Raw genomic sequence first — 25,921 nt, 5'->3', positions numbered from 1 at the left:
CAACAAAATTATTCCTCGTCAGAAGCAGTCGCACCCGTATAAGGTTTAATCGAAACAATCTTGCCGCCTAGACGCAAAATCCGTTGCATCTCTTGATTCATCCGAGCATAGGGCACATTGATAAAAACACTGCCACTGCGACGAAAGGCGTATTCTTGATTGTCTGTTTCTTCTGTCTGGCGCAGCCCTTGCACTTCGTAGGTAAAAACACGCGAAGCCGCTTCCGTTCCATTCGCAAATTGACTCAACATGGTTCTTTCTTGGAACTCCGTAAAAGATTTATGTACAATAAACGCTTAAGGTAAAGTCGCCAAAACCAGGCACAAAATCGAGAAGCTTAGACCCCCTCTCAAATTTTGTCCCTGATTTTCATCAATTACCCACTCCGGTAACAACTCAGAGATCACGCGCAAACGAGACCTCTAACCTTTACTGGCCAGCAGGTGAAATACTGGCGACTCTACCGCCCATCCGCTGAATTTCTTGCAGCTTCTGAGACAGACGAGATACCGGTACGAAGAAAACGCGACTGCTACGGCGAATCCGAGGATAACGAGGCGTAGACAACGCAGCAACTTCAACCCGGACAACTTGGTCATCCGCACTTAAGCCAGTGGAACCACCAAGGGATTGACCAGGATGATAATCATCAGCTGCAGACCGGAAAGCCCAACCTTCGTTAACACCAGAAGGCCCAACCACCGCAGAGGTAGTATTACGAGCGAGCTCTTGGGCTAAGCGAGAAGCATTCCCCGCAATCTGAGCGCGATCGCTATTGGCATAACCCCGTTGTAGACTAAACATCCGGGTAAAACCAACGGTACGATGTCCAGTCTGAACAACATAACTACGGATGTAGGGCACAATGTTGTCCCCGAAGTTTTCCGTATATTCAGCGCTATCAATGTAAGAATTGATATCAGCTTCAAACCCTTCATTTTGATAGCGATCGAGGTGCTCAATCACCTCTGCTTCATCGTAGGGGGCCCGACCCAACAAGTGCTTGAAGTTCAGTTCAATCACACGGGTTTGGAAATTGTTGTATAAAAACTTTTCTTTATATAGCTCAGACTGGGCCACGGCACGGACAAAATCCCGCACAGAAATAAACCCATTCGTGAACAAAGATTCCGCAGCTGTTAAGCGCTCAGAAGACATGACATAGTCATTGCCTAAAACCTGGCGATAAACGGCGCGGATGACGGTTTGTGCATCATCTCGAGAATAGTTAGCGCGCAGTTCGACGGGTGATTGGTCAAACGCAGCGGTTCCCAAGCGAGAGGCAGCGACAGTAACTGGCATTTGCCTAATACTCCTTGTTAAACCAATGTTTTTAGATAGAGCAAGACCCGGAGAAGTAAGTAGAACCCAACACTTAAGCTGAAAACCACTTACCCATCCGGGCCTAGACTAAGCAAAATTAGCTGAGGGCGTTAATTGCGTAGTCGATGTAGTTGTTAGTTTCAGTAGCAGCATCGCCAGTCAAACCATGGTTTGCTTTGATGTGCTTGAGAGCTTCAACATACCAGCTGGGAGAAAGATCGAAAGTACGGTTGATTTCGTCAACACCAGCGATGAGGTACTCATCCATGGGGCCAGTACCACCAGCAACTAGGCAGTAGGTAACCATGCGGAGGTAGTAACCGATGTCACGAGCACACTTGTCTTTACCGCGCTGGTCAGCAGCGAAGTTGTTGCCAGGAGTGCTGGTGGTGTAGGGGAACTTGCTGTAAACCGCTTGAGCAGCACCATTAACGAGGGTGTCAGCTTTTGCAGTCAACGTTTGAGCCGCTTCAAGGGCGAAAGCACCTTGACGAAGACGACCATAGAGGTACTGGAGCTCAGTGTTGCTGAGGAAACGGCCTTGAGAATCAGCGAGTGCTACTGCTTCGGTAAGAGGGGTTTTCATTGTCAGATTATCTCCCTATGGATTATCAATAATTTTCTTTAAAAGGGCGCCTTACGGTATCAGTAAGACTTAAAACGAAAAATGTCAGAGTTGAATTAAAAAAGATTATTCAACAGCTTTTGCAGCAGTTTCGAAGTAGAGTTCGATTTCCTGTTGGAGAGAGCTGCAGTCACCGGGAGTTACACCAGCGGGATCCATAACAATCGCTACAGCAGCTTTACCCATTGCACGTACACCAGCAGCAACGGAAGCACCGGGAACACCAAGCGCAACGTAGGTTTCACGGAGGCCATTGAGGCAGCGGTCGTTGAGTACAGACGCATCACCAGTGAAGGTTGCGTAGGTTACATAACGGAGGATGATTTCCATGTCGCGAAGACAAGCAGCCATGCGACGGTTGGTGTAAGCATTTCCACCGGGAGCGATGAGTTGGGGCTGGTCAGCGAAGAGTTGACGAGCAGCGTTGGTAACGATGGAAGACGCATTGTTGGTCATGCGGCTTACGGCATCAGAACGCTTGGTACCTTCGGCAACAACTTTTTTGAGAGCTTCGAGCTTGTCGCTAGAAATGAACTCACCTCGGGCATCAGCCTGAGAAACAACCCGGGTAAAAATATCAAACATGTTTTTATCTCCTACTTATATTTTGATGAGTGGGATTTATTTTGTGCGGTTTGCTTACTAACAAGAGTGAAGCAAGTGCTGAGGGGCTCTCTTGCTGAAAACAAAATCCTAGAGTCGATAAAAGGTTTTGTTTTCGAGTTGGAAACTTAATCCCCAAAGCCAATTAAGAGTGTCAGCTATTTTTGCTTGTTTTTCACCTTGGCATTTAAGAAACTTTACATTCATTGAATTTCTCAGATTCTCAAAGTTGCCAGATAAAGTTCATGCTAGTTCCTTGGAACCTATGGGGTTTCTAAGGAGTACTGCGAGTGACTCTTAATCTTAGGTAAATGTTATACAACGTCTGCCGGCATTTAAACATTACATCTTGTAAAAAGATCTGTCACAAAACTTCATGATTATAGGCGATCGCCGCTAATTTTCTCAGGGAGTGCTTGGGCTAGACAGAAGAAGAGTAGGGCATTTGCAGGGTTGAGCAGAGCCGTTTTTAAGTAGACTCCCCCTAAGGTTAGATCTCTGAATTTCCAAAATTCCGCAGAAAATCAACTCAGGAAACCAAGTAGAAAGACCGGATTAATGAGTCGATATACTCAGGGACTTTCTGCTCTAGGTCAGACTTTTTGAGCGGCTCAAGTATTGACTGGGTAACGTAACAAAATGTGAACTCACATAAAAAACCTCCCTTGGGTAAGGAAGGTTAGGAAAAATTTCTTTAGATTGTTTTAAGGATTTCCTGGGAGGATTTATCCTTCGGTTTCGGAACCAGTGGCAGTCCCTCGGAAGATAACATCGGACTCTTTAACAAAGCCACTGTAAGCTTCCATGCCGTGTTCACCAATGTCGAGACCCCGGAGTTCCTCGTCTTTTTCGACGCGAATTCCACCAAGGACTGCTGATAGGGCATACCAAACAATAAAGCTAAAGGCGACGGTAAAGCCACCAATGGAAAGAATTCCGACGATTTGGGCAATCAGCTGTTGGATGCCACCGCCAGTGAATAAACCCCCATCCATCTTGAACAGACCAACGGCAAGAGTTCCCCAGATACCGCAGACGAGGTGTACAGAGGTCGCACCAACGGGGTCATCGATTTTAATAGCATCGAAGAAGGCCACAGAGAAGACGACGAGTACACCGGCGATCGCCCCGATGATCACAGCAGAAAAGAAACTGACGCCATCACAACCGGCCGTAATCCCAACGAGACCAGCCAAAATACCGTTAATAATCATAGATAGGTCTGGCTTTCCATCTTTGATCCAAGAGGTTGCGGTTGCTGTGATTCCCCCAGCTGCAGCCGAAAGGTTTGTCGTGATTGCGATGTAAGGCACCGCAGCATCTGCTGCCAATTGAGAACCGGGGTTAAAACCAAACCAGCCAATCCAAAGAATTAGACAGCCTAAGGTCGCAATACTCATGTTGTGACCAGGAATGGCGTGGACTTGACCATCACGGTATTTGCCGAGGCGAGGCCCGACTACTGCAGCACCCACAAGGGCAGCCCAACCACCAACGGAGTGAACAATGGTTGAACCAGCAAAATCATGGAAACCAAATAAAGCAGCCCCTTCTTCATCCACACCGAGGAAAGGAAGTGCAGACAGCCATTCGCCATCCCACTGCCAGTGACCTGTAATGGGATAGGAAATCGCCACTAAAAGGAAGCTGAAAATCAAGAAAGCGTCGAATTTAATCCTCTCAGCGACAGCCCCAGAGACGATGGTGGCAGCGGTGGCGGCGAAGGCAACCTGGAACAGGAAGGAGACACTTTCCGGTACGAACTGAAGAATTTGAACTGTTTCACCATCAATAACTTCTTCGATGTACCATTCACTACCATCTCCACTGTAGGGAATACTACTACCGTTGAAGAAAAAGCCCTTCAGACCGATAAAAGCATTTCCATCGCCATACATAAAGGCATAACCAACCGCCCAATAAGCAATGGTGGCAACGGCGAAGACAATCAAGTTCTTGGAGAGGATATTGACCGCATTTTTTTGACGACAAAAACCAGCTTCAAGCATTCCGAACCCTGCATTCATGAAAATAACAAGGACGGACGCAATCAACAGGAAGATCGTGTCTAGGATAATTTGGACTTGACCTGCGGCATCGACGGCGTCGGATTGTGCCATTGCTGCAGTTCCCCAAACGACGGTGATAATCGCCGCTAAGGGAATACAGGCAAGCCAGGCAGGGGAGAAATGACGGGAGAGCTGACGGGCAAAGCGAAGCACCACACTGTTATCTGTTGTGTGGGGAGACCGCATGTCTTCCCGTGCCCATCCACGTTGTTGAAAAGTTGACTTAGGCATTAGTTTGAGATGTTGTTTAGGCATTCACTCAATGGAATAACACAGGCAAAATTCGCTAATGGTAGCAGAAGTAACCTTTTGAAAAGCCATCAACGAAAGTTGCCGAAAAATCATCTATGGTCTGAAGCTGCACCAAGCTCGGTCTGGCACCTAAGGGCCTTAAAGTTTTCATGGTGATGGGATTTGGGGTTTTCACCATTGAGGACTTGCTGACATTTATTCAGAGCAAAGATGTTTTCAAAAAATCAAATCCCAACGCAAGTTTAAGGACTGATTGCGGTTATTCTAAGGCACCCTGGTTTTTAAAATGTTTACCACTAACATTCTGTATAAAATGATACGCTTCAGACAGATTAAAGGGAGAATTAGAATAGCTCTAACCCTTACGACACAGGCTTTTTGGAAGGTCTGTTCTAAGACTGCTGCAATTTACCAAACGGGGTCACTGAAGAGATGAATGGTGATCTCAGGGCGATCGCCAGGGATGCCACTAATGCAAGCGCAGAGATTTGTACCATCGTCTAATTCCACTTCGCAAGCATGGCATGAGCCCATCAAGCAGCCTGTGGGGATCGCCACCCCAGCCCGCCGCGCCACTTCGATCATCGGTTCCCCTGCGGTGGCGGTGACGGTAACATCATTGGGCATAAAGTGAACGGCGATCGCGGACATAAAAGCGTAAAACTCCAGGAGTTGAAGACAATAAACTAAACTAGGAAATCCCCACTAACCACAGGCGAAAAGAATTCCAGCGGAAAACATTTTAGGGACCGTTACTGCGTAAAATGATAATCCGTTATAATGGCTCCCTGCATTGGGATGCTTTCCACAAAGCCATCAGAGCCACTCATTTTAACAAAAATAAGCTTTAAGAAAATTTGCGACAAGGAGAAAACGTTTGGTGACTACAGCCTTAAACACAACCAAATCCGAAGAGATTTTTAGTGCCGCCCAAAAGCTGATGCCTGGTGGTGTTAGTTCCCCGGTGCGGGCCTTTAAATCCGTTGGCGGACAGCCCATTGTTTTTGATCGCGTCAAAGGCTCCCGCGTTTGGGACGTCGATGGCAACGAGTACATTGACTATGTGGGCACTTGGGGGCCAGCCATCTGCGGCCATGCCAATGATGAAGTTAATGCAGCACTCCGGGAAACCCTCGAAAAAGGAACAAGCTTTGGTGCCCCTTGCCTCAAAGAAAATATCTTGGCTGAAATGGTGATCAATGCAGTTCCCAGCATTGAAATGGTGCGCTTTGTGAATTCCGGTACGGAAGCTTGCATGTCGGTGTTACGTTTGATGCGAGCTTTCACGGGGCGAGAAAAAATCATCAAATTTGAAGGTTGCTACCACGGCCATGCTGATATGTTCCTGGTGCAGGCCGGATCTGGGGTGGCAACCCTCGGTTTACCTGATTCTCCTGGTGTGCCCAAAACCACCACTGCCGCCACATTGACTGCCCCTTATAACGACCTTGAAGCGGTCAAAAAATTATTCGCAGAAAATCCCGGTGAAATTGCCGGGGTGATCCTAGAGCCTGTGGTCGGTAATTCTGGGTTTGTGGTTCCCGATGCCGGTTTCCTCGAAGGATTGCGGGAAATTACCAAAGAACATGACGCCTTACTGGTTTTTGATGAGGTGATGACGGGCTTCCGAATTTCCTATGGTGGTGCCCAAGAAAAATTTGGGGTAACACCGGATCTCACCACTCTGGGTAAAGTGATTGGTGGGGGGCTGCCTGTAGGAGCCTATGGTGGCCGCAAAGACATTATGTCCATGGTGGCTCCGGCGGGGCCGATGTACCAAGCAGGCACCCTCTCAGGGAACCCCTTGGCGATGACAGCGGGCATTAAAACCCTTGAATTACTCCAACGTCCTGGTATGTACGGGCAATTGGAAACCATCACGAAAAAGTTAATTGATGGCTTGTTGAGCATTGCCCGGGAAGCGGGTCATGAAGTCACGGGTGGTAACATCAGTGGTATGTTCGGCATGTTTTTCACGGGAGAACCTGTCCGTAATTACGAAGATGCGAAGAAATCGGACTTACACAAGTTCAGCCGCTATCACCGTGGGATGTTGGAACAGGGAATTTATCTCGCCCCCTCTCAGTTTGAGGCTGGTTTTACCTCCCTTGCCCACACCGATGAAGATATTGAAAAAACCTTGGCCGCAGCTAAAGTGGTCTTGAATAATCTCTAAAGCCTAAATTTCGGTTCTATTTTTGAGATATAGCGTTCCCTCTTTCTGTCACGAAAGGGGGAATTTTTCTGGGAATCGCGAGGGGATGAATCCGCTACAATTGCTTAAAAATTCTGTTTTCAGGGGTTTATGAGCCAAGGGAAACCAAATCCATCGCCTGAGGGGACTGAGCTTGAAGGAAAGTCTCCCGAATCTGAATTAACAACGGCCTCGGAGCAGGCGGGATCTCAACCGGTAAAAATTCCACCACCCCGTTCGGATTTGGCGGCACGGCACTTTTATCTGCGCAAAATTGATCCTGGTAGTCCTTGGCTCATCGTCACGGCGATCGCCGTGACGATGTTGGGGTTATTAAGCCATTGGCTTTGGCTCGGACTATCCGGCACCCTCGTCACCCTCTTACTCTCGCTGCGGATTATTTTGCCTTCCCTGAAAAATTGGCTAGGGACTTTTTTGACCCCTGAAGAACGTCGCACCCTCATTGGCGTAGTGGCTTTTGTGGTGGCGATCGCCAGTTTGTTGAGATTTCTCGGTTTTTATCGATTGGTGAGCCATTGGCTCAACCAGATTGTCTGGGATGAATTTGGCTCCTGGGCGGACTGGGTAGGGGCTTTGGGGCAAATTATGATTGCTGTGCTGGCCGTTTATGTCGCCTGGGAACAATACGTGATCTCCCGTGATTTGACCATCCAACAAAACCGCATTACCCAGCAGCAAACCATTGACACCTATTTCCAAGGGATTTCTGACCTCGCCCTGAACGAAGAAGGACTTTTAGAAGACTGGCCCCAAGAAAGGGCGATCGCCGAAGGGAGAACCGCCGCCATTTTGAGCAGTGTCGATGCTGGTGGGAAAGCAAAAATTCTGCGATTTCTTTCCCAATCCCGATTTTTGACCCCCCTGAAGCGGGATGGTCGTTTGGGGCGTGCGATCCTCGATGGCACGGGTAGCTATGCCGAAGACCGAGAATGGGGCGTCCGCGTGATCGATTTAGGGGTAATGCTGGCAGGGGCAAATCTCGCCAACATGGATCTGCGCTGGACAGAGCTCAGTGAAGCCAATTTAGTCCGGGCGAACTTACAAAACTGCGACCTAGTCCGGGCAAATCTTTCTCGCACCATTTTGGTGGATGCAAATCTGCGGCTGGCGGACGTGAAAGGCACAATTTTCTTTTATGGCCCCTTTGAAACGGCGAGTCCCCGCATTAAAGCAAAGTTACCCAACTACCGCACTGGCGAATATACGGGGGCTGTGGTGGAAAATGTTGACTTTACAAACGTAAAGCGCATGAGTGAAGAGCTACGTTATTATTGCTGTGCTTGGTGCGGCGAAAAAAGTCGGGCCACGGTTCCTGGGGGCTGCGAGGGAATTCCAAATAAGTTGGGCCGTTAAATTAGCCGTAAAAGTAACTGTCTAACTCGTTTCAGCTTTAACCCAGAGGGCTAAACCACCGCCACGACCACGGGCCGCAATCACATCGGGGGAGACGTAAAAGTAACTGAAAAAGGCCTGTTTCCCAATGGTTGTTGCGTAGAAATCTTGCCTGGCCGTTTCACCGCCCCGGATTTGGCCTCGATAAAGCCTCAAACCACCCAAGCTTACGGTGAGTTGGGTAAAGTCAAAAGCCAGTAGCCGCTTCTGAGCCTGAAATTTCACTGGGCCAGTTAAGGATAAATGCAGTGGCCCCAAGTGAACGTTGTTAGTAACGCTGCCCCGCTGCCAGGGCGTTGTTGAGTCTTGATCCGTCAGAGCGTCATAGGCGATCGCCACCGTGACCCACTGGGGTAAATAACGTCCCTGACCCAGCACTTTTCCCGCTTGTTTTTGGGCTTTTTTGGTGCCCGTAATAAAGGTGAGCTGCCAGGTACCCAAGAGAGACACAAAAGGATAAGTCCGCTTCTCCCGTTTTGCTGTTTTTTCCAGGCCAAGCAACTGTGCCGTGAGGGCCTCTGGGGTAGGTCGCCGCTGCGAATTCAAAAGAACAGCACGGGTCAAAATGTCGGCTTGGGCAGTCATAAAAAAAAGGGATTCATCCTTGGTATATGGTTTTCCGGTGAAAATTTAACTGTGGTAGTCACAACCATTGGCGCTAGATTTTCTAGGGCGGCGATCGCCATAAAAATTATTTTAAGAAATTGACTAAGGTCTGGAGTTTGTCCCAAGCTGCCCCGCTAGCCATTACCGTTTGAGCTTTTTGAACGCCCGCGAGATGATCCCCCCAAGGCACCACTTCCGCCACCTGGAGCGCCAACCCCGCATTCAAAGCCACCGCATCCCGTTGGGCCTGGGTTCCTTTCCCCTGGAGAATATTCGTTAAAATCTCCTGGTTTACAGGCACATCGCCGCCCTTCAACGCTTGCAAGGAAACAGGCGTTAAACCCAAAGTGACGGGATCTAAAACGCTAGTCATGACTGCACCACCATTCACAAGGGCCAAATCCGTTTTATCCCCAAGACCCGCTTCATCTAAGCCTTCCCGACCATGGAGCACCATCGCCTTAGGGGTTCCCAGTTGATTGAGCGCTTGGGCCATCCGTTCAATAAACTGCGAATCATAAACACCAATAATCTGGCCTGTGGGCTGGAGGGGATTGACCAACGGCCCCAACAGATTAAACACCGTGCGAATCTTGAGTTCGCGGCGGATCGGGGCCACACTTTTCATCGCTGGATGCCAGCCAGGGGCAAACAGGAACGTAATGCCCACCGCATCAAGGGCCCCATGGACTTTTTCCGTAGGAGCGCCAAGGTTGACCCCTAGGGCTTCTAAAACATCCGCAGAGCCGACTTTGCTCGAAGCTGAGCGATTACCATGTTTGGCAACTTTGACCCCAGCGGCTGCTGTCACGAAGGCCACCGCCGTCGAAATATTAAAGGTAGAAGAACCATCTCCCCCGGTGCCGCAGGTATCAATCACCGGTTGCCCATGGCTTAACAGCTGTTGTTGCCGGGATTGGGCTTTGAGGACTTGGGCCATCCCCGTCAGCTCATCAGCCGAAACCCCCTTTGTTTGTAGGGCCGCAAGTATAGCTCCAGATAGGGCTGGAGAAATCGCCTCTTGTAGCCAACCTTCCATGAGTTGAGAGGCTTGGGTTTGGCTTAGGGATTCGCCATTGATGAGTTGTTGGAGGAGAGCAGACCAATTTGGAGTTGTCATAGATTCGAGGCAAACGTGCTAGAGAGGTTTTCCAAAAACTCTATCGGATTTCCTCCCTTTCCGAGAATCTTTTAGAATATCCTTTGGAAAAATTTTGTTAAATGTCAGGCGAGTTGAGGGTTATGAAGGTTTTAGCGCGCATTGTTGTTTTAGGTTTCGTCATTTTCGGGCTTTGTTGGGGGACACCGGCTTACGGGGCCAGTCCTGCGGCCACATCCCGGTCGGCGATCGACAGTGAAGATCTCGCCGGCAGCAATTTTGCGGGGCAAAACCTCCAGGGGGTTGAATTTTCCCAGGTGAACCTTACCAACGCAGATTTAAGCGGCAGTGATCTCCGGGGGGCTGTTTTTAACAGCACGTTATTGGAAACGACCAACCTCCACGGGGCCGATTTTACCAATGGCATCGCCTATCTCTCCAAGTTTACTGGGGCCGATTTGACCGATGCGATTTTTGTGGAGGCGATTCTCCTGCGATCTACCTTTGAGAATGCCAAGATTGATGGCGCAGATTTCAGTTTTGCCGTGTTAGATGGGCCACAACAGAAAAAGCTCTGTGCCGCCGCCACAGGGGTTAATCCGGTGACGGGCATTGCCACGGCTGACTCTTTGGGTTGTTAATCAAAGCCCGAACATTCGATTTTCATGGGGATGAACTGGGGGAAATGCTCCCCCTTTTTTATGTTGTATTCCAGATAACCCTAGAGGGCTTCTAGGGGGTTAACGGTATCAATCACCGAGAGACTGGCATCTTCATTAACGGTCCAAACGTCGTAGTTTCCAGCCACGTCACCATTTTCATCAAAGTCAACGTTCCCGCTGGCACCTTGGTAGTTAATCGCTTGGCCTTCGCGGACAAGGGCGATCGCCTCACAGGGATCACTCACTTCTTGGCCGTCCCCACTGGTAACTTCCCGGAGGTAATTTTTAATGCCTTCGCCAGTATTCACATCCGCTGCTTCGGCGGCCAACATCATGGCGATCGCCGCATCCCAGGAATGGGGCACATAGGCCGTAACCTCCTTACCTGTTTTTTCTTGCCAGAGAGCTGTAAAAGCTTCTAAGGCCGGGCCATCCGCACCGGGAACCGTCCCTAGAGCCCCCGCAATAATTGACTGACCAGCGGCGGTCGTACCTACCTGTTGGGTAAAGTCTTCGCTGTAGACGCCATCGGTTAATAGAACAGTGATCCCTTCGCTCAAGCCCTGTTCATAGGCGGCTTTGAGCAATAAACTACCAGTCTCTGCGTAGAGCACCCCAAGGACGGCATCGGGTTCCCCGGCAAAAGCGGCTGCCGCTTCACTATCGAGGGTGGCGGCTTTCGGGTCATAGCGCACCGGATTATCTTTGTTGACAATGGTGCCCCCAAGGTTTTCAAAGGCTTTGATAAATTCTTGCTCAAAGCCCACACCATAATCGTTATTAATCACCACGGTAGAAACCCGTTCAAAGCCTTGTTTTTGCGCTAAAACAGCCAAAGCAGGGGCTTGGTAGCTGTCGGGGGGCGCAGTTCTAGCCCAATAGCCATCGAAATCACCATTCGCGGCCCGTTCTGTAAACACAGGACTGGTACTGCCGGGGGAAACGAGCATCACTTGGTTTCGCACCGCAACATCAACAGCGGCACTAGACACACTACTGGCAAAGGCCCCCACAACCCCGGCGACTCTATCGACTTCCGCCAGCTTTGTCATCGCTGCTCCTCCGGCGGTGGGGTCTGTTTGGGAATCTTCTTGGATGAGGGTAACGGGTTGCTCATTGACGCCCCCGCAAGCGTTAATCGTCTCCACGGCCAGTTCTACGGCGATCGGCATATTTTGCCCAATGGAGGAAAGGTCGCCAGTGGTTGGCGTCAGGGAGCCTAACTTCAGGCCCTCAGTACCAGTATTTGTACTGGTTTCGCCGTTGCCATCGGTGGGGGCAGTGGTGTCTTGGCAGGCTCCGGTGAAGGTTGCGATCGCCACCAGGGAAAGGGCGATCGTCAAATTAAATTTCGATGTTTGCATGGTTCAGATTTTTTCAAAAAAAGATTAAAATCTCCCTCATTTTATGCACAAACCCCAGGATGCAACCCCAAGAAAGGGGAGAGGGCGATTTACAATAGTTAACATTGCTTGAGGGTAAAACTGACTATGGTTGCTGCGCCAAATTCTCCACAACTATCGACCCAACCGGCTTGGTCACGACTTTTTGCGAACCCCGCCCAACCGTTTGATTTAACGCCTCTGCCCGTTCTAGAGGGGGCAATTCCACCAGGATTGCGGGGGAGCTTGTTCCGCAATGGCCCCGGACGTTTGACACGGGGAGGGCAAGCCATGGGCCATTGGTTTGACGGCGATGGTGGCATTCTAGGGGTGTACTTTACAGAAGCAGGTGCCCAGGCCCAATATCGCTATGTAGAAACCCCCTACTTTCAGCAGGAAGCAGCAGCAGAAACCTTACTCTATCCCAACTACGGCACCCTCGCGCCGGGAAAAATTTGGCAGCGGTGGGGGAAACCCGCCAAAAATTCGGCTAATACTTCTGTGTTGCCCCTGGGCGATCGCCTTTTAGCCCTGTGGGAAGGGGGGAAACCCTATGGCCTCAATGCCCAGACTCTTAAAACCTTGGGAGAGATGGATCTTGGCTTTGCCCACTCTAGCGATACCTTTTCGGCCCACCACAAAATCCAGCCTGAAACTGGGGAAATTTACAATTTTGGCGTGACCTTCGGCCCCAAGGCGACATTCCAGCTTTACCGTTGTCACCCCCAGGGCGAAGTTTCACAGCAGACTCATTTTTCTGTACCAGGCTTAAAAGGATTGCCGCTGGTGCATGATTTTGTCTTGGCCGGAGATTACCTCGTGTTTTGTATTCCGCCGGTGCGCTTGCAGCTGGTGCCGACACTATTGGGCCTAAAAACCGTTAGCGATGCCCTTCAATGGCGGCCAGAACTGGGAACGACGATTGTGATCATTGATCGCCATACCCTCCAACCGATCAGCTTTTGCCAACAGGAGACTTGGTTCCAGTGGCATTTTACCAATGGCTATGTTGATGATCATGGCGAAATTGTGCTGGAAATGGTGCGGTTTCCGGATTTTGCCAGCAACCAGCAGTTTGTGGAAATTCCCCAGGGCAAAATTCAAACCTATACAAAGGGCACCCTCTGGCGCTACCGACTGGCACCGAAAACAGCCAAGGTCATCGAAGCCTACGAAATTTGCGATCGCTCCTGTGAATTTCCGATTACCCTCGAATCTCACACCGGGCAGCCTTGGCCCAAAACCTTTATGGGTGTCCACCGCCGAGAATCAGATATTGGTCACGAGATCATTAATGCGATCGCCGCCTTTGACCACCGTACAGAAACCTTCACCATGGCAGATATGGGCGCCAACCATTACCCCTCCGAACCCATCCCCGTCCAAAATCCCCAGAATCCCGATGAAATCTGGCTCTTAACTGTTGTCTTTAATGCCCCAGCTAACCGGAGTGAACTCAGAATCTACGGTGGCGATCGCCTAGAGGCTGAACCCCTTTGTATCCTAGAATTTCCTGAAATTATTCCCCCCAGCTTCCATGGCAAATGGCAGCCCGCTCTTTAAAATTCCGAAGTAAAAGTTCCAAGAAAAAACCCTCCAAGTTGGAGGGTAAGGGCTAAACAATTGAATCTTTGAAAAATGTTCTTAGAGCGCGTTACCACGGGGTAGAACTTCTTCAGGGAATACAAATTGTTCGTGAATTTGGTCTTGCGGTGCCATCCATGCACGCATACCTTCGTTCAACAGAATGTTCTTCGTGTAGAACGTTTCAAATTCGGGGTCTTCCGCCGCGCGGATTTCCTGGGATACAAAGTCATAGGCACGCAGGTTCAATGCTAAACCCACAATCCCCACAGAACTCATCCATAGCCCAGTCACCGGCACAAACAGCATGAAGAAGTGCAACCAACGCTTGTTGGAAAACGCAATCCCGAAAATCTGAGACCAGAAACGGTTCGCGGTCACCATCGAGTAGGTTTCTTCTGCCTGGGTCGGCTCAAAAGCGCGGAAGGTATTCGCTTGGTCACTGTCTTCAAACAGGGTGTTCTCTACCGTTGCACCGTGGATCGCACAGAGCAGCGCACCACCGAGAATCCCTGCAACACCCATCATGTGGAAGGGGTTCAGGGTCCAGTTGTGGAAACCTTGTAAAAACAGAATGAAACGGAAGATACCAGCGACGCCAAAGCTGGGGGCAAAGAACCAGCTAGACTGACCCAAGGGGTACATCAGAAATACACTGACGAATACCGCGATGGGGCCAGAGAAGGCGATCGCATTGTAGGGGCGGATACCCACCAAACGGGCAATTTCAAACTGACGCAGCATGAAGCCGATCAGACCAAAAGCACCGTGGAGGGCAACAAAGCTCCAGAGTCCACCGAGTTGGCACCAACGGGCAAAGTTCCAGTTGGCTTCGGGGCCCCAGAGGAAAAGGAGGGAGTGACCGAGGCTGTCAGCAGGGCTGGATACAGCAACAGTCAGGAAGTTACACCCTTCGAGATAAGAGGATGCTAATCCGTGGGTGTACCAAGAAGTAACGAAGGTGGTACCAGTCAACCAGCCACCGAGAGCCATGAAGGCGCAGGGGAACAGGAGGATACCGGACCAACCGACGAAGACAAATCGATCTCGCTTCAACCAGTCATCGAGGACATCAAACCAGCCTCGTTCCTGGGGCGCGCGTCCGACTGCAATAGTCATAAGGACGAAGTCTCCAAAATAGTAAGCAACAAAAAATTACATATAATTTCGGGTGTTTACTTGATGAAACACCTTACTTTCGTCTAGGTTCTAGGCAAAAAATGATAGTGAATCTAGACAAATGTGAGAAAAGTTTACCTTTCTTAATAACCTATTTTAGGGGATAAAGGCTGATTTTGCCAAATATTTTTGCCGCCCTCACTCCCCTAAGACCCTTGAAATTGCCTTGATCTCGCCCCTAAATGACACCGCTGTTCACGGCGTTGGAGCGGGGCTTTGGGGCGGCATAGATTCTTCAATATCCAAGAAGTAATGAGTCTTGCCAAAAAAATAAAAAGATGCCCCCTTTTCAAAGGACATCTACAACAACTTAACTTTCCAGGATGGTCGTTATTTTTGTTACTTAGCCGGAGCGAGACGAATATTTTTGGCCAATCCCAAGGCTTGTAGGAAACGAATTGTCATCCAAGTCATATCAATTTCCCACCAATTGAGGCCATGGCGCGCGGAATATTGATAGGCATGGTGATTGTTGTGCCAACCTTCGCCGTAGGTGACAAGGGCAACCCACCAGCAGTTCTTGGAGTGGTCATTGGACTCATGGCTTTTATAGCCAAATTTATGGGTGGCACTATTCACAAACCAGGTACAGTGGAAAACCACGGCAAGGCGGAGAAACACGCCCCAAATCACGAAAGACCAGCCGTTACCGACCCAGGCTTCTCCCCAGGCATAAAGGGCTAAACCCAAGGCCACCTGGATGAGAACCATGTATTTTTGGCAAAAATTGTAGAAAGGATCGTCTTTGATATCTTTGATGTAGCGATCAATGTCGCCACGGGCAGGAATTTCAAACAGCATCCAGCCGATGTGACTCCACCAGAAGCCTTTGTTCGAGTCATGGGGATCGGGTGTGTTGTCAGAATGTTTGTGGTGGATGCGGTGTAGCCCAATCCAATCAATCGGCCCCCCCTGACAGGCGAGGGTGCCACAGAAAATCAAGAAATACTCAAGCCACTTTGGTACTTCAAAGCTACGGTGGGACACGAGGCGATGGAACCCTAGGGTAATTCCAATGCCACCGGTAATCCAGTGAAACAATAAAAAGACGCCCACGGCTTGCCAACTAAAGTTACCGGGTAAAAAGGCAAGGAGGGCGACTAGATGGATCAAGCTGAAGTAGATAATCGTTGTCCAATCTAGGGGGAGTTTTTGGGAAGTGGCAACAGTCATGAAATATCCTTTCTGGAAATTGTACTGTGGGACATGGTATGCGGAGGCTCCGTATTTTTTCCACTGTCCTACATGATAAACACAAGCACGGCTCAGCAAAGGGAAGATAAGAACACTTTAGAAAGACGGTGCCTATCGTCGGAGAAGTCTTTCAAAGCGAAGCACAAAAATCTTGAAAATTCGGAACTTTGGGCTGAAATAGCGCTTGGGTGTTTTCTAAACTTTACTTTTAGATGTAACCGGGTATTTTCTTCGTTAAATCAGATTTAAATTTAACATTTATTTACGAATTTAATCAAGATTTGCTGAATTTTAGCGCGGAATTATCGGGGCGTCCATTCCCTAGGTTAGAAGTTTGGGGCTTGGTATGATTGGCTCGCTCTTAATTTTTTGCTGTTCGTTTTTTTATGAATTCTGCTGAGATTGTTCGCCGGGCGATCGCCACCCTGACCCCCACCTTCCAAACCATTGACCAACAAACCCAAACCAATCTCCGCAAAGTTTTGGGAGCCTTTCAAAAATACCGGGTAGGCGTCCACCATTTCAGCAGTGTCAGCGGCTATGGCCACGGGGATCTGGGGCGGGATACCCTCGATCAGGTTTACGCGGAGGTGATGGGTGCAGAAGCGGCTCTGGTGCGAGTGCAGTTGGTTTCAGGAACCCATGCGATCGCCGCTGCCTTGTACGGTGTCTTGCGCCCAGGGGATGAAATGCTCGCCGTGGCGGGTGCCCCCTATGACACCCTTGAGGAAGTGATTGGTTTGCGGGAGGAAGGTCAAGGTTCCCTGGCAGAATTTGGCATTGGTTATCGGCAGTTAGAACTCACCCCCACGGGAGAAATCGATTGGGAGGCCCTCAAGATCGCAATTCGCCCAGAAACTCGTTTGGCTCTAATACAACGTTCCTGTGGCTATTCCTGGCGCAAAAGTTTGTCTACAGCAGAAATTCAGCGCATTGTTGAAATTGTCAAAGCCCAAAATCCGGACACCGTTTGCTTTGTGGACAATTGCTATGGAGAATTTATCGAAACCCAGGAACCCACCGCCGTAGGCGCGGATCTCATGGCGGGATCACTCATCAAAAATCCGGGGGGAACCATTGTCACGGGCGGCGGTTATCTAGCGGGTAAAGCAGATCTGGTTGAAAAAGCGGCCTGTCGGCTTACGGCACCGGGCATTGGGAGTCACGGGGGGGCAACCTATGATCAAAATCGGCTGTTATATCAGGGATTATTTCTTGCACCCCAGATGGTAGCTGAAGCTGTGAAATGCACTCATTTGGTGGCCACGGTGTTTGCTGACCTGGGCTATGAGGTGCAGCCCAATCCCCTAGAAAAACGCCAGGATGTAATTCAGGCGATTCGCTTGGGTTCTCCGGAGAAATTGTTGGCCTTTTGTCGGGCTTGGCAACAATTTTCACCCATCGGTTCTTACCTCGATCCGGTGCCAGCACCAATGCCCGGTTATGCCAGTGATTTAGTGATGGCTGGGGGGACATTTATTGATGGCAGTACTTCGGAGTTATCGGCGGATGGGCCACTGCGGGAGCCCTATGTTGTCTTTTGCCAGGGGGGCACCCATTTCACCCATGCGGCGATCGCCCTCGAAGCGGTACTAGATGCCTTCAGGGATCTCTAGGGGGTACGGTTGGCGACGGACTGCACCAGACCAATGGCGATGAAATTGGTGAGGAGAGAGGATCGACCATAGCTCAGCCAGGGGAGGGGAATCCCGGTAATGGGCGCAATGCCAATGGTCATACCGACATTAATCAAGACCTGGAACAACACCATCGACAGCACCCCGACAGCGATCAGGGAACCGAAATTATCCTCGGTTTTGCAGGCAATGCGGATCAGGCGTAGGCACAACAGCCAAAATAAAAACATCACGGCGATCGCCCCCATAAAGCCTAATTCTTCGCCAACCACCGAAAAAATAAAGTCCGTGTGTTGTTCCGGGACGTAGTTAAGCTGGGTTTGGGAGCCATGGTAAAGACCCGTGCCCCATAGTTGACCAGAGCCAATGGCAATGCGCGATTGGATGAGGTGATAGCCGCCCCCAAGGGCATCCTGCTCTGGATTGAGGAAAAGGGTGAGACGGTCTTTTTGGTAGGGTTGGAGCATATTCCAGAGGATGCCAGCCCCGACCCCGGCGATCGCATTGCCCGCCATTGCCCCAACGGTGCCGAGCCAGCGCCAAGGGAGGGTTAACCAAGCCGTCAGGCCCATTAAGCCAAACCAAATCAGCCAGACGGGAAAAGCAACCCCAAACAAAATAGCCGACACAATGGGCGAGATAATCAGGAGAATCCAGCCAAAATTGGCATTGGCCCAGTAGAGCATCCCCAGGGTGATCGCCCCGAAAACTAGCGAGGTGCCAAGATCCTGGAGCAAAATTAGACTGCCAGGGATCGCCGCAATCATAAACACCTTTAGTAACATGGGCAACCGTGCCGCCGTATCTTGGTGGAGAGTCGCCGCCAGGGAAAGAATTAAACTCACCTTGGCAAATTCCGAGGGTTGCACGTGGAAGCCCGCAACATTAATCCAGCTCTGGGCACCGTTGGCACTCACCCCAATGAACAACACAGCGATCAGGGACAGAATACTCAGGGCATAGACTAACCAATGGCCGACAATCATCGTTTGGTAACGGGAACGGGCGATCGCCAAACAAACCCCTAGACCCACACCACCAGTGACCCAATGTTGCCACCAGTCCGTCGAACCAATATTGAGCTGGGCACTGCGGATCGCCAGACCAGCCAAGATCGTGAGGCCAACGGTGACCGTCATGAGCCACCAATCGATCCCCCACCAGGGGGCTAAAGCATTCACCAGGGGTTCCGCAATATAAGTCTTGAACGGATGACGACGTTGGGAGCGACGAAACATAGAATCATGTCCGAAAAAATCACTCCTATCTTGCCATAGACAGATGGCAGTCAACAGTAATTTGCTAGTTGCGCTTGTTGGCCATCCCAATCGCCTCGGAAATGTGATTGAGATTGTGGGTCTCTAATTTTTCCAACAGACCCCGGAGGATATTGGGGATAATCCAAGGGCCTTTGTAAATCCAGCCCGTATAAAGCTGCAACAAACTCGCGCCAGCCGTAATTTTTTCCCAGGCATGGTCAGCGGTAAAAATCCCCCCAACACCGATAATCGGCAAGCTGCCTTGGGTTTGTTCGTAGATAAAACGAATTACTTCAGTGGAACGTTGACGCACAGGCGCGCCACTGATCCCCCCCGCTTCCTCGGTGACGGGATTGCCAGTTTTTTCGAGGATTTGGGTCTTGAGGCCGTCCCGTCTGGTGGTGGTGTTGGTGGCAATAATCCCAGCAAGTTGATAGTCCTGGGCAATTTTTACGATATTGGCGATCGCCTCCCAGTCGAGATCCGGAGAAATTTTGATAAAAATCGGCTGTTGTTTGTGATTGGCTTGCTGAAGTGCTTCAAGGATCGGTTGAATTTGTTCCCCACCTTGGAGCGATCGCAAGCCTGGAGTATTGGGAGAACTCACATTCACCACAAAGTAATCGGCCACCGCTTGCAATGCCTCAAAGCTCCCCAGATAATCCTGGGCCGCGGCCTCAAGGGGCGTCACCTTTGACTTACAGAGGTTAATGCCGATGGGAATGGTGCGGGGTTCGATTTGCCAACTTTCCCCTAGGGTTTTCGCCATCACGGCGGCCCCTAGATTATTGGCCCCCAAACGATTAAGGGCCGCTTGGTCAGCAGGTAAACGAAACAGCCTTGGTAGGGGATTTCCCGGTTGGGCATGGAGCGTCACTGCGCCCATTTCCGCAAACCCGAAACCAAAGCGCGACCACATCCCTGCCGCCATTGCATCTTTATCACAGCCCGCCGAAAGTCCCACCGGATTCGGAAAATCGAGGCCCCAGAGGGTCTGACTTAAGCGCGGATCTTGGACGCAAAATTCCGCGACCATCTGCTCCTTTGCCAGGCGACTCCAAAGCAAATCCGGCGATCGCTCCAACCAATGGAGGGCGTTAATGAGTTGACGGTGTCCCTGTTCTGGATTGTCCTTAAATGCCGCCAGGACGAGGGGATAACCGGGTTTTGCAAAGTTCAGGAATGCCATGGGCTTGGGAAGAAAAAAAATGTTGGCTTGAGGAATCGCTTGTCGGGGAACGAGGCCCCAGGAAAATCCTTGAGATGTTGATTAATTAATTTTCTATCGATGATGGTCATGGGGAGGTTGCCGCCGCTGGAACTGCCGGGTCGCCCGGAGCGATCGCCAACGATATATTAGCCAGAGAGAGAGGAAATAGACCGCTACCGCCAAACCCACACCAACCACCGTACAGCCGATAAATAGGGTGCTGATAAAATTCATCCCCGCCAGACTCAAGTCAGACCAGGATTCTAGCTGGGCTTCATCAAAGGTGATCGGCTGTTGGAGTAGCACTTCTCCCACCTGGAAGTTGAAGTAAAAAATGGGCACATAGGTCAAGGGATTACTCACCCAGGTGCCCGCCGCTGCCGTCAGTTTGTTGCCATTAAAAACCGTGGCCAGAAGTAGACCAATGATTGTCTGGAGACCGAAAAGCGGAAAACTCCCGGCAAATGCCCCGCAAGCCCAACCCCTGGCGATCGCCTCTGGCGTGCCTTCTTGCCGTAACACTTTGAGGTACCAATACCGGATCCAACGACGCCAACGGGACAATACATACTTGAACTGTTTGTGAGGCAGCGGTTTCACAGTAACCATACGGATCTCAGCTAAAAAAAATGGGGAATCACTCCCCGAATTGGATGGGTTGAAGTGGAGAAAGAACTTAGGCGCTCTTACCAAATTGGCGATCGTAGACCATTTCTTCCTTATCTGATTCTAGCTTGACGTCAGAACGGGGGTAAGCAACGCAGAGCAGTGCATAGCCTTCGTCTTGTAGCTCAGGAGAAAGCCCGATCCCCTCTTCACGACTGACACTGCCTTCGGTAATCAGTGCCGCACAGGTCGTACAAACCCCAGCACCACAGGAGGTGGGGAGATCAATATTGTTGGCATGGGCAACATCGAGGATTGTTTGATCTTCTGGAACGTCGATGGTGTAGGTGTTGCCGCGATGTTTAATCTCTACTTTATAGGAGGTGGTCATAGGGGGGATTTTAACAATTATTTTAAGGTTTCTTTCGCTACATATTTTAAAGGATCGCCGCGCTTATTAAGAAATGTCGCTAAATCTAAACCTTAATTGCGTGGTCGCTGAGGCCGCAAAGTTCGGGTGTTAATTTGAAGGGCGAAATTCCCATTGGAAAATCCTTTTAAAACGCTTTAATTCGTCCATTTCAAGATTAATTCCTATGTATAACGGCAATACTAAAAAAGACTATATCCAAGCTGGCCTTGTAGCTGGTTTAGGGGCTGGGGTGGCCACTTCCTTTGCGGTGGGCCAGGGGCAACATCCGGCGATCGCCTTGGGGATTACCCTGATGGCGGCGGTGTTTGCGATGGTTTGTCACCGTTATGATCTGATTTAGATTGAAATCGCAGTTTAGTGTTTAAAAATCCGCAATGAAGGCGATCGCCATGACCGCAGCGGGGCGCCCCGATGTCCTCCAGCTTATTGAGGTGCCGCAACCGCAGATCACAACCCCCCAGCAAGTCCTTGTGAAACTCCAGGCGGCGGGGGTGAATCCCATTGATACAAAAGTCCGTAGTCGAGGCACGTTTTACGATGATCCCCTCCCGGCAATTCTCGGTTGTGACGGGGCCGGGATAATTGAGGCGGCGGGCCGTGATGTCGAAAATTTTGCCGTGGGTGATGCTGTCTATTTCTGCGATGGCGGATTGGGGAAAGCAGGCACCGGAAATTACGCCGAATATGCGGTGGTCGATGCCCGATTTATTGCGAAAAAACCAGAAAATTTATCCTTTGCGGCGGCAGCAGCAGCTCCCCTCGTCTTGCTCACGGCCTGGGAAGCTTTAGGCGATCGCGCCCGGTTGCAGTCTGGCCAAACAGTACTGATCCATGCCGGGGCGGGTGGCGTGGGCCATGTGGCAATTCAACTGGCAAAACTGTGGGGCGCAACGGTCTTTACCACAGTGAGTACCCCCGACAAAGCGCGGTTGGCCCGGCAATATGGCGCCGATGAAGCAATTTTGTACCGCGACGTGGATGTGGCCGAAACAGTACACAAGTTAACCGATGGGGCTGGGGTCGATGTGGCCTTTGATACTGTCGGCGGTCAAGTCTTTTGGGAGACAGTGCCAGCGGTGAAAACCTACGGGGATTTAGTGACGATCCTGGAACCAGATTTTCAGCTTGGCAATCTTAAACAAGCACGCTTTAAAAATTTACGGATTAGCTTGGAATTGATGCTAACGCCCATGCTTACCGGGGATGTGGCGGCCCAAATGCACCAGGCCGAGATTCTGCAGCAATGTACCCAATGGTTTGAGGCCGGGAAACTCAATCTTCACCTAGGCCAAACCTTTCCCCTGACTGAAGCGGCAAAAGCCCACCAAATCATCGAACAGGGTTCTACCACAGGAAAAATTGCCCTTACCATTTAGGCAAACTGTTGGGCATGGAATTGAGCATAGCGACCTTGGTGGGCGAGCAACTCCTCGTGGGTGCCCGATTCAACAATTTCCCCTTGGTCTAAAACGATAATGCGATCGCTGCTGCGGACAGTGGCGAGGCGGTGGGCAATTACAAACACGGTGCGGTCTTGCATAATCCGTTCCAAGGCTTCCTGCACCAGGGCTTCCGACTCCGCATCGAGGGCAGAGGTGGCCTCATCCAAAATTAAAATGCGGGGATTGAGTAAAACAGCCCTGGCGATCGCCACCCGTTGCCGTTGACCACCAGAGAGATTAACACCCCGTTCCCCCACATAGGTGTGGTAGCCCTGGGAAAATTCCGAGATAAATTGGTGGGCATTGGCAATTTTGGCCGCCGCCTCCACCTGTTCTAAGCTAAATTCCGTTTGACCGAAAGCAATATTTTGGGCGATCGTTCCGGAAAAAAGTACCGTTTCCTGGGGGACAATGCCGATCTGCTGGCGCAAACTTTTGAGGGTGACGGTGCTGGTATCAATGCCATCAATAAAAATTCTTCCGGCCACCGGATTATAAAAACGAGGTAATAAATTGACTAAGGTCGTTTTGCCCGCCCCCGACGACCCCACTAAAGCGATCATTTCTCCCGGTTGCACTGTCAAATTGATATTTTTTAAAACGGGCTTATCTGCTTCGTAGGCAAAGGAAACATTCTGATAGTCTACTTTCCCCGTCACAGCGGGCAATACCTGGGCGTCGGCTGCTTCTAAAACCGTTGGCTGCACGGCCATCAGTTCAAATACCCGGTCAACGGAGGCTTCCCCTTCCTTAAACTCGTTGAAATTGCTGGTGGTAATTTGGATCGGGTCAATCAGCAAGGCCACTGCGGCCACATAACTGACGAATTCCGCCGCCGTTAAATTTTCCTGGGCAATCTGCCAGCCCCCCAAGAAAAACAGGAAAATCACCGCCATCGCTTCCAGGAAACCCACCACGACAAATTGCAAGGCTTTAATCTGGGCAGTGCGGAACTTAGCGCGACGGTTTTGTTCGGCTTCCTCGGTGAACCGTTGCAACTCATAATCTTCAGCGGCAAAGGCTTGCACAAGACGAATCCCATTAAACACTTCAGTTAATAGAGAGGAAAGGTTGGAGGTGCGGGTTTGGCTGCGGCGGGAAAAATCCAGAAGTTTCTCCCCAAAGGAACCAATCAAAATCGCCATCAATGGCCCAATGATCAAAGCTGCCAGGGTGAGTTGCCAGTTGACATAGAACATATAGCCCAGCACCACGATTAACTGGAGGATGCTAGGCACAAATTGATGGAAAATTTTGTTAATTACTTCCCCAACTCGGTCTACATCCTCGGTTAGACGGTAGGAGAGATCGCCGGTTTTTGTCCCCTCAAAGTAATTCAAACTGAGACGATGGAGGTGGCCATAGACCTGGGTGCGGAGTTGGAGGGCAATTTTTAGGGCGGCCTTGGCCATTAGGGTATCTTGGCCGTATTGCACCGCCCCTCGGATGAGAAAGATGATCGCCGCCTGGCCTGCTAAGTTGACGATGCCCTGGATATTCCCCGCACCAATGTCATTGGCCATATCACCCGCCAGGATCGCCAAAATCGGCCAAAAGACGGTGAAGCCGACGGTACAAATGAGGGCTTGGCCAATGGTGAGCCGCTCGGCCTTGAGATAGGGCAATAACTGGAAATAGCTAGAACGGGGACGGGGTTTCAAGGGAATAGGTCTTTAAAAGGGTGGGCAGACCCATGGTAAGCGAATTCGGCGGCAATTCTTTAAGGAAAAATACATCCTGGGGACTATCGGTGCGATGATGATAGGCTATACCTTTATCTATTTTTTCCGGCTTCGATGAGTGTAGATTGGATTACGAGAGCAGATCGTCTCAGTGCTTTACCGCCCTATGTGTTTGCCCGGTTAGATGAGCTGAAAGCAAGGGCACGGGAACAGGGTATTGATTTAATTGACTTGGGGATGGGTAATCCAGATGGGTTCGCCCCACAAGAAGCCATTGATGCGGCGATCGCCGCCTTTGAGACGGCCCAATTTCACGGGTATCCGCCCTTTGAGGGTACTGCGAGCTTTCGTAAGGCGATCGCCACTTGGTACAAACGCCGCTATGCCGTTGAACTCAATCCCGACAGTGAAGCTCTGCCTCTGTTGGGATCGAAAGAAGGTCTTGCTCACCTGGCCCTCGCCTACGTGAATCCGGGAGATACGGTATTGGTGCCGAGTCCCGCTTACCCGGCTCATTTTCGCGGCCCATTAATTGCCGGGGCCAAGATCCACGAAATTATCCTCAAGCCGGAACAGGATTGGGTGATTGATCTCAGCAGCATCCCGGAAGAAGTGGCAAAAAAAGCCAAAATTCTCTACTTCAACTATCCCAGCAACCCCACCACCGCCACAGCCCCCCGGTCTTTCTTTGAGGAAGTGGTGGCGTGGGCGCACAAGTATCAGGTAATGCTCGTCCATGACCTGTGTTACGCCGAGCTTTCCTTTGACGGTTACAAGCCCACCAGCTTGCTCGAAATTCCTGGAGGGAACGAGATCGGCGTCGAATTCCATACTCTCTCCAAAACCTACAATATGGCCGGTTGGCGCGTCGGGTTTGTGGTGGGCAACGCAGACATCATCCAAGGTCTACGCACCCTCAAAACCAACTTGGACTACGGCATTTTCTCCGCGATTCAAAAGGCCGCTGAAGCAGCATTGGGACTACCAGACAGTTATATCCAAGGGGTGCAGGAACGCTATCGGGAACGGCGTGATGCGCTGATCGAAGCCCTGGGGGAAATTGGCTGGAATATTAAACCTTCCAAAGCGACGATGTATCTCTGGGTTCCCTGTCCGCCGAGTATGAATTCCACGGACTTTGCGCTTTATGTGTTGCGAACTACCGGGGTTGTTGTGACTCCAGGCAGTGCCTTTGGGGCTGGTGGGGAAGGTTATGTACGGATGAGTTTGATTGCGCCCGTGGATCGACTCCGTTATGCCATTAGCCTCTGGAAAAAAGCGGGCATTCGCTTTGATATGTCTGCACCAGATAACCACTAGATTCATAATATTTTCTAGGATGCATCCTCAATTTTTTAGAAAAGTTGGGGATTTTTTGTTGCCATACTGTTTCTGATAAAGGCGATCGCCTTTTTCCCTTGATCGCCTTTCCCCAAAAAGCCAGCCATAGCGAAAACCCAAGGCAAT

The 25,921-nt window shown here is 50.4% G+C and carries 24 protein-coding genes; 8 read left to right on the top strand and 16 right to left on the bottom strand.

What is annotated here, in order from left to right; all coding sequences use genetic code 11:
• Positions 1-8: 8 nt before the first annotated feature.
• The 6 genes from cpcD to FEK30_RS15260 all read right to left on the bottom strand — a co-directional run bounded on the left by cpcD (position 9) and on the right by FEK30_RS15260 (position 5,523).
• Complete coding sequence (gene cpcD, locus FEK30_RS15285; protein ID WP_012307811.1) at positions 9-251, bottom strand: rod-capping linker protein CpcD; 243 nt, start codon at positions 249-251, stop codon at positions 9-11.
• A 178-nt stretch (positions 252-429) separates the two neighbouring features.
• Positions 430-1,302, bottom strand: coding sequence for a phycobilisome linker polypeptide (locus FEK30_RS15280; RefSeq protein ID WP_012307810.1), 873 nt, complete (start codon positions 1,300-1,302; stop codon positions 430-432).
• A gap of 118 nt (positions 1,303-1,420) precedes the next feature.
• Positions 1,421-1,909: a C-phycocyanin subunit alpha gene (gene cpcA, locus FEK30_RS15275; protein ID WP_012307809.1), complete on the bottom strand. Its 489-nt coding sequence runs from the start codon at positions 1,907-1,909 to the stop codon at positions 1,421-1,423.
• 105 nt (positions 1,910-2,014) lie between these two features.
• Positions 2,015-2,533 (bottom strand): C-phycocyanin subunit beta, encoded by a 519-nt coding sequence (cpcB, locus tag FEK30_RS15270; RefSeq protein WP_062435379.1) that lies wholly within the window; start codon positions 2,531-2,533, stop codon positions 2,015-2,017.
• 743 nt (positions 2,534-3,276) lie between these two features.
• Positions 3,277-4,806, bottom strand: coding sequence for an ammonium transporter (locus tag FEK30_RS15265; RefSeq protein WP_168191154.1), 1,530 nt, complete (start codon positions 4,804-4,806; stop codon positions 3,277-3,279).
• Between the two features lie 474 nt (positions 4,807-5,280).
• A complete protein-coding gene (locus FEK30_RS15260; protein WP_012307806.1) occupies positions 5,281-5,523 on the bottom strand; it encodes a 2Fe-2S iron-sulfur cluster-binding protein in 243 nt (80 codons plus the stop codon).
• A 226-nt stretch (positions 5,524-5,749) separates the two neighbouring features.
• Between FEK30_RS15260 and hemL the strand changes: the two genes are divergently transcribed.
• Positions 5,750-7,048, top strand: coding sequence for a glutamate-1-semialdehyde 2,1-aminomutase (gene hemL, locus FEK30_RS15255; protein ID WP_030007293.1), 1,299 nt, complete (start codon positions 5,750-5,752; stop codon positions 7,046-7,048).
• 129 nt (positions 7,049-7,177) lie between these two features.
• Positions 7,178-8,440 carry a pentapeptide repeat-containing protein gene (locus FEK30_RS15250; protein WP_138073648.1) on the top strand — a complete coding sequence of 421 codons (1,263 nt, stop codon included), beginning with the start codon at positions 7,178-7,180 and terminating at the stop codon, positions 8,438-8,440.
• 21 nt (positions 8,441-8,461) lie between these two features.
• On the opposite strand, the gene FEK30_RS15245 is transcribed toward FEK30_RS15250, so the two are convergent.
• A complete protein-coding gene (locus FEK30_RS15245) occupies positions 8,462-9,064 on the bottom strand; it encodes a hypothetical protein (RefSeq protein WP_138073647.1) in 603 nt (200 codons plus the stop codon).
• A gap of 106 nt (positions 9,065-9,170) precedes the next feature.
• Complete coding sequence (gene trpD, locus FEK30_RS15240; protein WP_138073646.1) at positions 9,171-10,205, bottom strand: anthranilate phosphoribosyltransferase; 1,035 nt, start codon at positions 10,203-10,205, stop codon at positions 9,171-9,173.
• A gap of 122 nt (positions 10,206-10,327) precedes the next feature.
• Here trpD and FEK30_RS15235 point away from each other — a divergent pair, with 122 nt between their 5' ends.
• Positions 10,328-10,825 carry a pentapeptide repeat-containing protein gene (locus tag FEK30_RS15235; RefSeq protein ID WP_030007289.1) on the top strand — a complete coding sequence of 166 codons (498 nt, stop codon included), beginning with the start codon at positions 10,328-10,330 and terminating at the stop codon, positions 10,823-10,825.
• 80 nt (positions 10,826-10,905) lie between these two features.
• Here the strand turns inward: FEK30_RS15235 and FEK30_RS15230 are convergent, their stop codons facing one another.
• Entirely contained in the window at positions 10,906-12,210 is a 1,305-nt protein-coding gene (locus FEK30_RS15230) for an ABC transporter substrate-binding protein (RefSeq protein ID WP_138073645.1), read from the bottom strand.
• A gap of 126 nt (positions 12,211-12,336) precedes the next feature.
• Here FEK30_RS15230 and FEK30_RS15225 point away from each other — a divergent pair, with 126 nt between their 5' ends.
• Complete coding sequence (locus tag FEK30_RS15225) at positions 12,337-13,791, top strand: carotenoid oxygenase family protein (RefSeq protein ID WP_138073644.1); 1,455 nt, start codon at positions 12,337-12,339, stop codon at positions 13,789-13,791.
• A gap of 81 nt (positions 13,792-13,872) precedes the next feature.
• Here FEK30_RS15225 and psbD read toward each other — a convergent pair whose 3' ends face one another.
• Together psbD and FEK30_RS15215 are read right to left on the bottom strand one after the other, a co-directional pair.
• Entirely contained in the window at positions 13,873-14,931 is a 1,059-nt protein-coding gene (gene psbD, locus FEK30_RS15220; RefSeq protein WP_012307174.1) for a photosystem II D2 protein (photosystem q(a) protein), read from the bottom strand.
• 399 nt (positions 14,932-15,330) lie between these two features.
• Complete coding sequence (locus FEK30_RS15215; RefSeq protein ID WP_041443588.1) at positions 15,331-16,164, bottom strand: acyl-CoA desaturase; 834 nt, start codon at positions 16,162-16,164, stop codon at positions 15,331-15,333.
• A gap of 407 nt (positions 16,165-16,571) precedes the next feature.
• Here FEK30_RS15215 and FEK30_RS15210 point away from each other — a divergent pair, with 407 nt between their 5' ends.
• Entirely contained in the window at positions 16,572-17,801 is a 1,230-nt protein-coding gene (locus FEK30_RS15210) for a methionine gamma-lyase family protein (RefSeq protein ID WP_138073643.1), read from the top strand.
• Here the strand turns inward: FEK30_RS15210 and rodA are convergent.
• The 4 genes from rodA to FEK30_RS15190 all read right to left on the bottom strand — a co-directional run bounded on the left by rodA (position 17,798) and on the right by FEK30_RS15190 (position 21,288).
• Positions 17,798-19,060, bottom strand: coding sequence for a rod shape-determining protein RodA (gene rodA, locus FEK30_RS15205; RefSeq protein ID WP_181445666.1), 1,263 nt, complete (start codon positions 19,058-19,060; stop codon positions 17,798-17,800). The genes FEK30_RS15210 and rodA overlap by 4 nt on opposite strands.
• Before the next feature lie 64 nt (positions 19,061-19,124).
• Positions 19,125-20,270 carry a quinone-dependent dihydroorotate dehydrogenase gene (locus FEK30_RS15200; protein WP_138073642.1) on the bottom strand — a complete coding sequence of 382 codons (1,146 nt, stop codon included), beginning with the start codon at positions 20,268-20,270 and terminating at the stop codon, positions 19,125-19,127.
• Between the two features lie 93 nt (positions 20,271-20,363).
• Positions 20,364-20,900, bottom strand: a complete 537-nt coding sequence (locus FEK30_RS15195; protein ID WP_012307793.1) for a DUF2062 domain-containing protein — start codon at positions 20,898-20,900, stop codon at positions 20,364-20,366.
• Between the two features lie 67 nt (positions 20,901-20,967).
• Positions 20,968-21,288, bottom strand: coding sequence for a 2Fe-2S iron-sulfur cluster-binding protein (locus FEK30_RS15190; RefSeq protein WP_012307792.1), 321 nt, complete (start codon positions 21,286-21,288; stop codon positions 20,968-20,970).
• 205 nt (positions 21,289-21,493) lie between these two features.
• On the opposite strand from FEK30_RS15190, the gene FEK30_RS16790 reads away from it, so the two are divergent.
• Together FEK30_RS16790 and FEK30_RS15185 are read left to right on the top strand one after the other, a co-directional pair.
• On the top strand, positions 21,494-21,670 hold the full coding sequence (locus tag FEK30_RS16790) for a hypothetical protein (RefSeq protein WP_012307791.1): 177 nt from the start codon (positions 21,494-21,496) through the stop codon (positions 21,668-21,670).
• 34 nt (positions 21,671-21,704) lie between these two features.
• Entirely contained in the window at positions 21,705-22,706 is a 1,002-nt protein-coding gene (locus FEK30_RS15185; protein WP_138073641.1) for a zinc-dependent alcohol dehydrogenase family protein, read from the top strand.
• Here FEK30_RS15185 and FEK30_RS15180 read toward each other — a convergent pair.
• On the bottom strand, positions 22,703-24,433 hold the full coding sequence (locus FEK30_RS15180) for an ABC transporter ATP-binding protein (RefSeq protein ID WP_138073640.1): 1,731 nt from the start codon (positions 24,431-24,433) through the stop codon (positions 22,703-22,705). The two genes, FEK30_RS15185 and FEK30_RS15180, sit on opposite strands and share 4 nt — an antisense overlap.
• Positions 24,434-24,568: 135 nt before the next feature.
• Between FEK30_RS15180 and FEK30_RS15175 the strand changes: the two genes are divergently transcribed.
• Entirely contained in the window at positions 24,569-25,774 is a 1,206-nt protein-coding gene (locus FEK30_RS15175) for an aspartate aminotransferase (protein WP_138073639.1), read from the top strand.
• Positions 25,775-25,921: the final 147 nt, after the last annotated feature.

The organism is Picosynechococcus sp. PCC 11901, from assembly GCF_005577135.1.
GTDB lineage: Bacteria > Cyanobacteriota > Cyanobacteriia > Cyanobacteriales > MRBY01 > MRBY01.
This window is presented reverse-complemented; position numbering and strand designations above follow the sequence as displayed.

Coding starts and splice junctions, on each gene's coding strand:
- FEK30_RS15185 (WP_138073641.1), top strand. CDS start 21,705: ATGAAGGCGATCGCCATGACCGCAGCGGGGCGCCCCGATGTCCTCCAG.
- cpcD (WP_012307811.1), bottom strand. CDS start 251: ATGTTGAGTCAATTTGCGAATGGAACGGAAGCGGCTTCGCGTGTTTTT.
- FEK30_RS16790 (WP_012307791.1), top strand. CDS start 21,494: ATGTATAACGGCAATACTAAAAAAGACTATATCCAAGCTGGCCTTGTA.
- FEK30_RS15260 (WP_012307806.1), bottom strand. CDS start 5,523: ATGTCCGCGATCGCCGTTCACTTTATGCCCAATGATGTTACCGTCACC.
- FEK30_RS15195 (WP_012307793.1), bottom strand. CDS start 20,900: ATGGTTACTGTGAAACCGCTGCCTCACAAACAGTTCAAGTATGTATTG.
- FEK30_RS15190 (WP_012307792.1), bottom strand. CDS start 21,288: ATGACCACCTCCTATAAAGTAGAGATTAAACATCGCGGCAACACCTAC.
- cpcA (WP_012307809.1), bottom strand. CDS start 1,909: ATGAAAACCCCTCTTACCGAAGCAGTAGCACTCGCTGATTCTCAAGGC.
- cpcB (WP_062435379.1), bottom strand. CDS start 2,533: ATGTTTGATATTTTTACCCGGGTTGTTTCTCAGGCTGATGCCCGAGGT.
- FEK30_RS15230 (WP_138073645.1), bottom strand. CDS start 12,210: ATGCAAACATCGAAATTTAATTTGACGATCGCCCTTTCCCTGGTGGCG.
- psbD (WP_012307174.1), bottom strand. CDS start 14,931: ATGACTATTGCAGTCGGACGCGCGCCCCAGGAACGAGGCTGGTTTGAT.
- FEK30_RS15265 (WP_168191154.1), bottom strand. CDS start 4,806: ATGCGGTCTCCCCACACAACAGATAACAGTGTGGTGCTTCGCTTTGCC.
- FEK30_RS15235 (WP_030007289.1), top strand. CDS start 10,328: ATGAAGGTTTTAGCGCGCATTGTTGTTTTAGGTTTCGTCATTTTCGGG.
- FEK30_RS15215 (WP_041443588.1), bottom strand. CDS start 16,164: ATGACTGTTGCCACTTCCCAAAAACTCCCCCTAGATTGGACAACGATT.
- FEK30_RS15250 (WP_138073648.1), top strand. CDS start 7,178: ATGAGCCAAGGGAAACCAAATCCATCGCCTGAGGGGACTGAGCTTGAA.
- FEK30_RS15210 (WP_138073643.1), top strand. CDS start 16,572: ATGAATTCTGCTGAGATTGTTCGCCGGGCGATCGCCACCCTGACCCCC.
- FEK30_RS15225 (WP_138073644.1), top strand. CDS start 12,337: ATGGTTGCTGCGCCAAATTCTCCACAACTATCGACCCAACCGGCTTGG.
- trpD (WP_138073646.1), bottom strand. CDS start 10,205: ATGACAACTCCAAATTGGTCTGCTCTCCTCCAACAACTCATCAATGGC.
- FEK30_RS15175 (WP_138073639.1), top strand. CDS start 24,569: ATGAGTGTAGATTGGATTACGAGAGCAGATCGTCTCAGTGCTTTACCG.
- FEK30_RS15245 (WP_138073647.1), bottom strand. CDS start 9,064: ATGACTGCCCAAGCCGACATTTTGACCCGTGCTGTTCTTTTGAATTCG.
- rodA (WP_181445666.1), bottom strand. CDS start 19,060: ATGTTTCGTCGCTCCCAACGTCGTCATCCGTTCAAGACTTATATTGCG.
- FEK30_RS15200 (WP_138073642.1), bottom strand. CDS start 20,270: ATGGCATTCCTGAACTTTGCAAAACCCGGTTATCCCCTCGTCCTGGCG.
- FEK30_RS15280 (WP_012307810.1), bottom strand. CDS start 1,302: ATGCCAGTTACTGTCGCTGCCTCTCGCTTGGGAACCGCTGCGTTTGAC.